The sequence below is a fragment of the Streptomyces niger genome (assembly GCF_000718305.1).
GTDB lineage: Bacteria > Actinomycetota > Actinomycetes > Streptomycetales > Streptomycetaceae > Streptomyces > Streptomyces niger.
The window spans coordinates 1-699 of record NZ_JOFQ01000061.1; the positions used below are offsets into that span (position 1 = coordinate 1).

The 699-nt window shown below is 70.0% G+C and carries 1 pseudogene; it reads left to right on the plus strand.

The features are described from left to right. Window positions 1-699, plus strand: a pseudogene (locus tag IF20_RS36890) (urocanate hydratase); the annotation flags it as partial.

Sequence of the window (699 nt, forward strand, 5' to 3'; positions counted from 1 at the left end):
TACGGGCAGATGACGGCCGGCTCGTGGATCTACATCGGCACCCAGGGCATCCTGCAGGGCACGTACGAGACCTTCGCGGCGGTGGCGGCGAAGAAGTTCGGCGGCACCCTGGCCGGCACCATCACGCTGACCGCCGGGCTCGGTGGCATGGGCGGCGCTCAGCCACTGGCGGTGACGATGAACGACGGCGTGGCGATCTGCATCGACTGCGACCCGCGCGCCATCGACCGCCGCATCGAGCACCGCTATCTGGACGTCCGCGCCGACAGCCTGGCCCACGCCCTGCAGCTGGCCACCGAGGCCCGCGACCAGCGCAAGCCGCTCTCCATCGGTCTGCTGGGCAATGCGGCGGAGCTGTTGCCGCGGATGCTGGCCGAGGGCGCGCCGATCGACATCGTCACAGACCAGACCAGCGCGCACGACCCGCTGGCGTATCTGCCGGTGGGCGTGGCCTTCGAGGAGATGGCGGATGCGGCGGCCAAGGACCCGGCCGGGTTCACCGCCCGCTCTCGGGAGTCGATGGCCAAGCATGTGGAGGCGATGGTCGGCTTCATGGATGCGGGGGCGGAGGTGTTCGACGCGTCGGACATCGCCAAGACCGACAAGGCGATCCTGGATCTGTTCCCGGAGAACGAGTCGCTGGCCCGGTGGATCAAGATGGCGGGTGAGCGGGTGCACTTCCAGGGGCTGCCGGCCCGG